9 protein-coding genes are annotated in these 9,753 nt (G+C 52.4%); 4 read left to right on the top strand and 5 right to left on the bottom strand.

Features of this window, described 5'->3' with window-relative positions; translation table 11 throughout:
* The first annotated feature begins 63 nt into the window (after positions 1-63).
* Positions 64-516 (top strand): hypothetical protein, encoded by a 453-nt coding sequence (locus tag B1748_RS34815; RefSeq protein WP_087572575.1) that lies wholly within the window; start codon positions 64-66, stop codon positions 514-516.
* A gap of 167 nt (positions 517-683) precedes the next feature.
* On the opposite strand, the gene B1748_RS34820 is transcribed toward B1748_RS34815, so the two are convergent.
* From B1748_RS34820 to B1748_RS34840, 5 genes are read right to left on the bottom strand one after another with little or no spacing between them, the layout of a single operon-like run.
* On the bottom strand, positions 684-1,469 hold the full coding sequence (locus B1748_RS34820; protein WP_087572576.1) for an IclR family transcriptional regulator: 786 nt from the start codon (positions 1,467-1,469) through the stop codon (positions 684-686).
* Positions 1,470-1,502: 33 nt separating this feature from the next.
* On the bottom strand, positions 1,503-2,822 hold the full coding sequence (locus B1748_RS34825) for an aspartate aminotransferase family protein (protein WP_256976126.1): 1,320 nt from the start codon (positions 2,820-2,822) through the stop codon (positions 1,503-1,505).
* A gap of 37 nt (positions 2,823-2,859) precedes the next feature.
* Positions 2,860-4,338, bottom strand: a complete 1,479-nt coding sequence (locus B1748_RS34830) for a M81 family metallopeptidase (protein WP_256976127.1) — start codon at positions 4,336-4,338, stop codon at positions 2,860-2,862.
* Complete coding sequence (locus B1748_RS34835; RefSeq protein WP_087572577.1) at positions 4,335-4,730, bottom strand: RidA family protein; 396 nt, start codon at positions 4,728-4,730, stop codon at positions 4,335-4,337. Before B1748_RS34835 ends, B1748_RS34830 begins: the two co-directional genes overlap by 4 nt.
* A gap of 31 nt (positions 4,731-4,761) precedes the next feature.
* A complete protein-coding gene (locus B1748_RS34840) occupies positions 4,762-5,673 on the bottom strand; it encodes a fumarylacetoacetate hydrolase family protein (RefSeq protein WP_087572578.1) in 912 nt (303 codons plus the stop codon).
* A gap of 126 nt (positions 5,674-5,799) precedes the next feature.
* On the opposite strand from B1748_RS34840, the gene B1748_RS34845 reads away from it, so the two are divergent.
* From B1748_RS34845 to B1748_RS34855, 3 genes are read left to right on the top strand one after another with little or no spacing between them, the layout of a single operon-like run.
* Positions 5,800-6,561, top strand: a complete 762-nt coding sequence (locus B1748_RS34845) for an SDR family NAD(P)-dependent oxidoreductase (protein WP_087572579.1) — start codon at positions 5,800-5,802, stop codon at positions 6,559-6,561.
* 31 nt (positions 6,562-6,592) lie between these two features.
* Positions 6,593-7,768: an N-acetylglucosamine-6-phosphate deacetylase gene (locus B1748_RS34850; RefSeq protein ID WP_087572580.1), complete on the top strand. Its 1,176-nt coding sequence runs from the start codon at positions 6,593-6,595 to the stop codon at positions 7,766-7,768.
* 14 nt (positions 7,769-7,782) lie between these two features.
* Entirely contained in the window at positions 7,783-8,877 is a 1,095-nt protein-coding gene (locus tag B1748_RS34855; RefSeq protein ID WP_087572581.1) for an alanine racemase, read from the top strand.
* Positions 8,878-9,753 lie beyond the last annotated feature (876 nt).

Below are 9,753 nucleotides of genomic sequence, written 5' to 3' on the forward strand. Positions count from 1 at the left end.
TTATTGTAATAATATTAGATATGCGTATGATGTGCTAATGAATATTAATATTGGAGGTCCAACATGGCTGAGAAGATGTTGCCGCTTGACGAATTTCTGGAATTAACGACGGATGAACAGGTTGAAAAGCTGAAGCGCTGGAAGATGGACTATACGCTTAAAGATATCCGGGAGGCTTGGAATTTCAAGCATTCCGCCCAATATTACATGCTGCTCAAGAAGCTTCGCATCTACGAGCGGGTCGTAAACAAATCCGACAAGTTCTACCCTGCCCAAGAACAGCTCATGAACAGACAGAACCAGGAAGGCGAGCTTGGCTGGAGATCCCAGTCGGCGGCGAAGCTCCCATCGGACAGCTTCGATTACCATCTTAATACGACGCTCAGCGGAGCCGAGCTTGCGGACAAGCTTGAGCGCCTGGCGCACTTCCTGAAGGGCGAGCGCAAAAACATCTCGATCAAGCTGTCCATCGGCGCAGCAGAGCCCGAGTCGACGGAAGAAGAAACCGAAGTTTAAGAGGACTGCGGTTCGGCAATAAGGCACCAAAATAAAAAGGTTGGACGAGAAAACGTATGAAGTTTTCCGTCCAACCTTTTTGTGTACCTGCTTTTGCAGGAATGCAGCGAGCGGGAAATAGCAAGGAAGAATTCGGATGAATTGGAGTTAAACAACAAAAAACGTATCTAAGCTTCATACCCGAGCTTTTGGGAAGCGATCAAAGCCGCGTCGCGAACATGCCGCGAGATTTCCGGGAGCATCTCCTGCTTGAATCTGTGCATGGCGCCGGAGACGCTGATCGCGCCGATCGGACGGCCATGCATATCGAACACCGGCGCCGCGACGCAGCGAGCTCCTTCGACGATTTCTTCGTCGTCCAGCGCATAACCTTGCTTGCGAGTAAGCTCAAGTTCCGACAACAATTGCTCCACTGTATCAATCGTATTAGGAGTAATAACCGGCAGGCCCCATGTGTTGACCAGTTCGCGCACCGACGCCTCCGGGATATGAGCGGCAATTGCTTTTCCCATCGCTGTGGCGTGAAAAGGCGAGCGGGAACCGATCGTATCGGTCATTCTTAGCGCATGCGTGCTTTCAACGATTTCGATGTACAGCACCTGGTTATCCACCAAGACGCCCAAATTGACGGTATCGCCATATAGCTCGGACAATGTCTTCATTTCCGCCAATGCGGCAGTACGGAGCGTGTTTCGTTCGAGTAGATTTCGAGTCAGCATGAGCTGCTTGTAGCCAAGGCAATATTTGCCGTCCTCATCGCTGCGGCTGATGAATCCCCGATTTTCCAAGGTAAGAATAATGCGGAAGGTGGACGATTTGGGCTGCTCGAGAAGATTGGTAATCTCGATCAGGCTAAGCGAACCGTGCTCCGAGAGCAGTTCCAGCAAGTCGAGCGCCTTATCTATCGATTGAATCGTATACCGCTCATTTTTAACCTCTATTTCTTTACTCAACTGATACTACCTCCGTTTGCCGCTATAAACTTATTAATGCGCCAGCTTCGCCAAAGCGCGATCCGCCGCTTGTATAGTAGTTTCGATATCCGCTTCGGTATGAACGGTAGAAATATACCATAATCCGCTGGGGCGCACAAGTACGCCTTCCTCCAGCATCAGCTCGGCAAATCGGCTGTATTTGGCGGCATCGCGCTTATTGAAGGTGTCGAAGTCTTCGACCTTCTTCTCCTCCGTAAACATGAAGTGGAAGACGGGTCCCGCCTGGTTGATAAGTCCTTGGATGCCATGTTTATTCAATAGCTCGCGAAGGCCGGCTACTAATCTGTTGAACAATTGCTCCATTCGCGGAAAGCTGCTTCCGTTGTCCTTGCCAAGCTCGCGCAGAACGGCGAGAGCTGCGGATGTGGCGGCAAAATTGCCGTTCAACGTGCCCAGATGGCCTACGGTGCCATTTTCGATCAGCGCCATAATGTCGGCTTTGCCGGCAACGCCGCTAATGGCGAAGCCGCCTCCCAGCGCCTTGCCTATCGTTACCAGGTCCGGTTTCAAGCCCAGTTTGCCGTGAGCTCCGCCAAGGCCCAGCCTGAATCCGGTAATGACCTCATCCATAATCATAACGATGCCGCTTTGCTCCGTCAGCTCGCGTATACGTTCCAAATAACCGGCTTTCGGCCCAATACAACCGTTATTGCACATAATCGGTTCGGTAATAACGGCAGCGATGCTGTCCTTTTCCTTGGCAATCAGCGCTTCGAAAGCTTCGATGTCATTCCAAGGCAGCATAATAATGTCCTGCAGGCTGTTCTCACTCTGACCTCCTGTTCCGGGAGGAGCGGAAGCCAAAGAGCTTCGGGCGGAGGAGGATTGCTTCATATCCGGGCTCGGGAAGGAAGTGAATATCGCATCGGACCAGCCGTGGAAATGACCGTGGAACCGGACGACTTTCGTTCTGCCGGTATACGCTCTGGACAATCGAAGCGCCAGCATGACGGCTTCGGTGCCCGAGCCGCTTAGCGCGACTTTGTCGGCGCACGGAAGCAACTCGGTCAGCAGCTTCGCCAGTTTAATCTCGCCATCATGCTGCAATCCGTAAGTGAATCCGCGTTTCGTTGCTTCATTCATCGCTTCTGCCATCGCGGGATGGGCATGACCAAGGATGAGCGGCCCGTAAGCAAGCAAGTAATCGATATACTCATTGCCGTCAACGTCGCGTACCCGGGAACCGCTTCCCGACTCCGCGAATAGCGGCGTCGGCTTCATCGAAGCGCGAAGTGTCGAGGCTACGCCTCCCGCCAAATATTTTTGGGATTCGAGCAGCATTTGCTTGGATTTCTCTACATTTAATGACAACAGGATTCCTCCCTATAATTATAGTTTTGAACTACCTTTACATAAACCTCGGTTGTGGCTCGGGATCGAAAGGATAAATCGGCTTGGATACGCGCTCATAATGAAAATGCTCGAGATTGGCGCTGCAGCAGCCTGGAGTATCAACGTATATAACAGATTTGGCGAATGCACCGAATGCCGTTTGCCAAGCGATTGCGGATTTGACGACGATTATTTTGAAGTCATCCGGCCAAAGCCCGGCATAGCGAATATGGCCCAGATCCCATGGCGCCACGCGTTTCTCCGTTAGGACAATCGTTAGTTGTCCGCACTCGACAACCGCTGTTCTGCCCATGAAAGCAAGCTGTCCCGTCATATACGCGCCGACGTGGCGATATTGGCCGTCGAACAGCAAGCGGATCTTCCCGGTTACTTCGACGGGTTCGCCATGTAAGAGATTGCTCTTGCCACCGACCGGACCTTGGAAGATCGAGCCGACGCCGAGCTCGAATGCGATGCTTGACGCTTGTTCGTCCCTAATTACGATTAATGCCCTCTCCCGGATACCGACCAATTGTCGGAGAGTATGGGTGGCGTCCGCAGGCGCTCCGCCTCCGACATTATCCGAGCCTTCCACAAGAATGACGGGGCCTGACGATTCTGCAAGCGCGGCTGCGATTGCTTCGTCAGGGGACAGGTGGTCAAGGCCGAAGCTTTCCTTCAGATCGATTGTTAGCTGAACCAGTTCGGCCGCATAACGATCCGCCAGTTGCTGATCGTTGTCGGCGGTTACGATAAAGGACATTCCCGCATCCGGGACATCGCTGTATGGAAACCCGCCCGCGACGGTTACGTTCAAAACTTGCGGATCCGATTCGATTTCGAAGGCGCGGTCCATTATTGTTTTCATACTTCCGGTTTCGGTCATCATCGCTTGCGGAACGACGAGCATGCCCGTGTGGCCATAGGACCTTGTTGGCCTGATTTCTTCCCGTATATATCGAACAAGCAGATCGAACGCTTCTTCCGCCCTTTCGTGCATATCGACATGAGGATAAGTATCGTAGCCGACAATGACATCGGCAAGCCGAACCATATCTTTGCTCACATTGCCGTGAAGATCTATGGTCATGGCGATCGGCAGCCTGTCGCCAAGCTTCGCCCTCAGCCGTCTGAGGCATTCGCCTTCCAGATCGTCGTACTGCTCGGACGCCATCGCTCCATGCATAATGAGCACGAGGCCGGATATATCGCTGTCAATGGAATCCACGACATTGTTGATTAGAACGTCGGCTGCCGCCGCTTCCACCATGCCGCTTGGCGTAGCTGCGGTATATAAGCCGGGTGTCAGCTCGACGCCATGCCGCTTGGCCGCATCGATAACGCCGCCCATTGAAGTGCGGGTGCCGCCATAGCGAAGAAGAAAGGCGTCAAGTCCGTTGACGCTCTCGCTCTTGAAATGCTCAAGTCCGGTCATTCCGGGAGCAAATGTATTCGTTTCATGGAGAATTCCGGCAACCGCAATTCGCAGGGTCATTCGGCTTCCCCTCGGATCGAGCGGACGTAGGCGATTACGTCGATCTCGACCAAATAATTGCCAATGCCGCTTTGCACCGAGGTGCGCGCAGGGAACGGCCGATTCATTATTTTCTCATACGTTTGATTGTACCCGGGGAAATCTTCCAGATGCGATACAATTGCGTTTGTTTTCACGACATGATCGAGCGTTAAGTTTGCAGCCTTCAATATCGTTTCGATATTGCGCAAGCATTGCTCCGTTTGTTCCTCGATCGTATGGCCGACTACCTGGCGCGTCTTTGGATCGACGCCAACCTGGCCTGATACGTATACGAAATCGCCGGCGCGCAGCGCTTGCGAGAACGGAAGGGGAAATTCGGGTGCGTCGCTTGTATGAATTTGTTGGGACATCGTGCATCTCTCCTTAAGTTTTGGATTACTTCTACAGCCTTGCTTCCGCTACCATGCGGTTGGTCAGCTTGCCTAACTTCTCGATTTCAACGGTAACGATATCGCCGTCCTTCAGCCATGCTTGCTTTACTTCGGGGTATCCGAGCACTACGCCTTCCGGGGTTCCGGTCAAAATGATGTCTCCCGGCGCGAGCGTCATATATTGCGAAATATAGCTGACAATCTCGTCGCAATGGAAAATCATATCGGCGGTATTGGAGTTTTGTCTGATCTCTCCGTTAACGGTGCAGCGAATTTCCAGATCATTCGGATTTCCAGTCTCATCGGCGGTGACCAAATAAGGGCCAAGCGGACTGAAGCCGTCGCAGGACTTGCCTGTCAGCCATTGCGATGTACGAAGCTGCAGATCGCGGGCGGATAAGTCATTGACGCAAGCATAACCGAATACGTAATCAAGCGCGCTGTCTTTGTCCACATACTTGGCTTCCTTGCCGATGACGATGACAAGCTCCGCTTCGTAGTCCACTTTCGAGGAGACCCTGGGCAGAGCGACGTCATGTCCATGACCGGTCAGCGTGTTGTTGAATTTGTTAAACAGAATCGGGAATTGCGGAATAGGCGCATTTGTTTCTTCCGCGTGCTTGCGGTAGTTTAGTCCGACGCAAATGATTTTGTTAGGATGCGTTACGCAAGGTCCCAGCGTTAGCTCCGTCTCGTCCAGGAATAGAGCGGAACGCTCGGAAGCTTCGAGCGCTTGATCGACAAGCTTGCGGAGCTTGTCGATCGAGTCATCGCCGCCTGCAATCGCTTCCATGACGGTGGCGGGGATGTTGGCGTCCTGCCGGCCGAGCGCGTCGATTGCTTGCGAGACGTCCAGCACCCCTTGCGGTGTGGCGATTCCAAGCTTCAGCTGGCCATCTTGATTAAAAGTTAGCAGTTTCATAGTAACCTCCCATTTGGCATCAAAACATTTGTTTTGCTATTTTGAAACCAAGGTTTTATAATCAAAACATATCACACCCGTTTCGGGTTGTAAATCCTATTTGTTTCAACTTATCAGGAGGGGCTTATGCGACTTTTAAATCAACATGCTCTCGTGACAGGCGGTTCCAGCGGCATTGGCCAGGCTATTGCGTACAGATTTGCGCGCGAGGGCGCAAGGGTGACAGTGTCAGGGAATGAACGTAAGGCATTGGATGAAACGGTGCAGTCCATTTTCGATTTCGGAGGCAAGGCGATAGCCGTATTGGCCGATGTTCGGAGCAAGGCGGATGTTGAGCGGATGGCAGCGGAGGCTGTTGCGGCTTTCGGACCGATCGATACGCTGGTCAATAGTGCCGGAGTTTGCAAGCCCGCGCCTTTCCTTGATATTGAGGAAGCGGATTGGGATTTGCACATCGACGTTAACTTGAAAGGGACGTTTCTGTGCGCGCAGGCCGTCGCTCGGGAAATGATAAAGCAAGGCAAAGGTTCGATTATTCATATATCCAGCGTTAACGGCTTGGCCGCTGAAGGGGATCAAGTGCATTATAACGCTTCGAAAGCCGGAATCAATTCGCTTACAATGTCCATGGCGCTGGAGTTGGCGCCGCATGGCATCAGGGTGAACGGAATTTGTCCGGGATTTATACATACGCGGCTGACCCAGCCCCTAATCGATATTCCGCAGGCGATCGAGCCATATTTGAAGACGATTCCATTGGGCAGGATAGGGAATCCCGAGGAAATAGCCGCCGCTGCGTTGTACCTTGCTTCGGACGATTCCTCCTATATGACAGGGCATTCGATGGTTGTTGACGGGGGCCAGTTTATTAAGCTGTCTTCAATTTAAAATTGATTATATCCATGGGGGAAGAGCGAGGATGAAAGTAATCGTTAACGCAAAAGTCGTTACACCGCACGGCTTGATCGATGAGGGAGTCGTTTGGTTCGATCAAGGACGAATTGTCGCTTGCGGCGAGGCGCGCGATCTGACGCCGTCTGAGGATGCGGAGCTGATTGATGCCGAAGGGCTTTATGTAGCTCCGGGGTTTGTCGACATTCATTGTCATGGCGGCGGCGGCCATTGGTCCTTCGAGAATCCTGCCGCGTTTGCCCGCTTTCATTTGAATTATGGTACGACGTCGATTTTGCCAACCTTCTCGTATAATGAATCGGAGGAACAGATAGCGGAGGGGCTGCGCAGGATACTGCGAGCGCAGATGGATACAAAAGCTTACGGCCGCTCGATAGCAGGCATTCATATGGAAGGGCCTTATATTAATCCGAAGTACGGGGCGATTACATCCCCGATTCGTCCGGTGAATCCGGCGGAGTATCGGGAAATTCTCAAAGTGGCGGGCGATCAAATCAAAGTATGGACGCTGGCTCCCGAGCTGGAGGGGCAGAGGCAATTTATGGAGGAGGCCTCGCGCTATGGCATCGCATTTTCGGTTGGCCATTCGGAAGCCGCTGCGGAGACGGTGCTGGACAGTGTGCCATACGGACTTCGCATCGGCTGCCATTGTACAAATGCAAGCGGCACCACTCCGTCCCCCTCCCGCTATGCCGGAACGAGGGAGGTCGGCGTTGATGAAGCGGTTCTGCTCAGCGACGAGATGTACGCCGAGGTTATTCCCGACAGCGAAGGCCGCCACGTTCGCCCGCTAATGCTCAAATTTATCCTGAAGGTCAAAGGGGCGGATAAAGTTATCATTATTACGGATGCGATGGACGGAACTGGCATAAATGACGCTTCCGTCGATGTCAATCTTATCAAGAGAACCGAATTTTCCCCAGCCCAGGCAGAGGACTATATGCTCGGCGGCAGTTTGCTTACGATGGATCGCGCCGTTTATAACATGAAGCGCCACACGGGCGTCGGCATGGCTGATCTGTTCAAGATGGCGTCTCTGAACCCCGCGAAGGTTATTGGAATCGATCATGAAGCGGGAAGCCTGGAGAAGGGGAAGCGGGCCAATTTGATTTTTGTAACCGAAGATATTCAAGTCCGCAAAGTGTTCCTCGACGGCGAATTGGTTCATGTCCACAATCAGTGAGGAGTGACAAGGCTATGCGAATTGAGCAAATGGAGACGCCGGCGGTGGCGATTGATCTTGATATTCTGGATGCCAATCTAAAACGAACGGCGGAGCTTGCCGCCAAAGCGGGGGTAAATCTGCGTCCGCATATTAAAACGCATAAAAGCGTGTGGATTGCCCGGAAACAAATCGAATATGGTGCTGTAGGCATTACGGTGGCCAAGCTTGGGGAAGCGGAAGTGATGGCTGATGGCGGAATCGACGATATCCTGATCGCTTTTCCTTTGGTTGGCGCAGGCAAGCTGAAGCGTTTGGCCGCATTGATTGAGCGTGGCGTCCGTGTAACGGTTAGCGTAGACAGCGTGGAGGCTGCAAGTGGAATATCGGATGTCGGCGTCGCTGCGGGCATAAGAATTCCGCTCTATCTCGATATCAATACGGGGCTCAATCGTTGCGGGTTGGAGCCCGGGCTGCCTTCGGCCGAGCTCGCGATTCAAATTAGCGCTCTGCCAGGCGTTGAAGTAAAAGGGTTGATGACGCACGCAGGCCATTCTTATGGCTGCGGGGATGCAGAGGGAGCGAGAAAAGTTGCATTTGCCGAGGCGGGAGCATTACTTGCAACTCAGCAAATACTCCGGGAAAGAGGGCTGGAGGTGCCCGAGATTAGCGTGGGGTCGACTCCGACTTCGAAGTTTGTCGAGCAGCTATCGGGTGTTACCGAAATGCGTCCGGGCGCTTATGTATTTGGCGATGGCTCGCAGTTGTTTCCCGGGCTGATCGACGAATCGGAGTGCGCTATGCGCATTCACGCCACGGTCGTAAGCGCGCCTCGTCCCGGAGCCCTCATTGTGGACGCAGGCTCCAAGACATTGACCAGCGATGTTAGCGTCCATCGCAAAGGTTATGGTTACTTGCCTGATTATCCCGAAATATTCGTCGAGAGACTCAGTGAAGAGCACGGCATATTGGCAGTACCGGACGATTGCTCGCTGCGTATCGGCGATGTCATATCGATTATTCCAAATCACTGCTGTACGGTGGTTAATTTGCGTGATGAATTGATCGGAGTGCGGGGCGGGAAGCTGGAGCGCATGCTGAAGGTGGACGCGCGCGGCTTGAATACATAGGGGGATGCTGGCGTGCGCCCTTGGATATTTTCACAAACCGTATGTCATTTGAGCGAAAATACACAATGAAGATGAGGCAAGAGCCTTATTCGTACAATATACGTATGCGGCAAGCCCGTTAAGTGCACGAAGTGCACGCTATGTGGCCAAACTCGAACGCAAAGGACCGTTAGGGCAGCTTATCCCTGGCGGTTTTTCTACTTGGGCTCTATATCTCGGAATGTAACTTACTGCGCCGTCAAAGGATAATTCGGGGATTGGACGGGCGGCTAGTAAGCAGGCTGTCATGACGACCGACATGCACGAGTATGAAATTTCGAGTACAATGGTGCGTCTGGGGGGCCAGGCGATCGAATGAGTATGAAATTTCGAGTACAATGGTGCGTTTGGAGGGCCAGGCGATCGAATGAGTTTGAAAATACGAGTACAATGGTGCGTTTGGAGGGCCAGGCGATCGAATGAGTATGAAAATACGAGTACATCGCCCCCGCTTTAGCGAGCAGGGTAGACATCTTTTTCGATTTTTCCCGCAAAGGGAAGAAAACATAAAGATGTCGCCCTTTTTTTATTGGTTAGGAAATGATGCAACTGTAAGACTTGTGGAAAAACAGGAAAGTTTCTTAGGTTTCATGAGCAGATTAAAACGGTCGAAAAATCTAACAGACAGCAGGAGGCGGTCGATTCATTGTGGACGGCAGCGCAGTGAAGTAAAGGCTGATCGTAACGGACACCACAGTCGCTATTTCGCAAAAATGGGGCCTGTTCAAATTGTAACGGACACAGACGACCTTACTTCCGTCAAAACCGCATAGAAGGGGCGGAAATGCACCATATAGCGTCATCTGAGAGGCTGTCTATTCACTGTAGATAAGAACG

The organism is Paenibacillus sp. MY03 (genome assembly GCF_002165585.1).
In the GTDB taxonomy this organism is placed as follows: Bacteria; Bacillota; Bacilli; order Paenibacillales; family Paenibacillaceae; genus Pristimantibacillus; species Pristimantibacillus agaridevorans.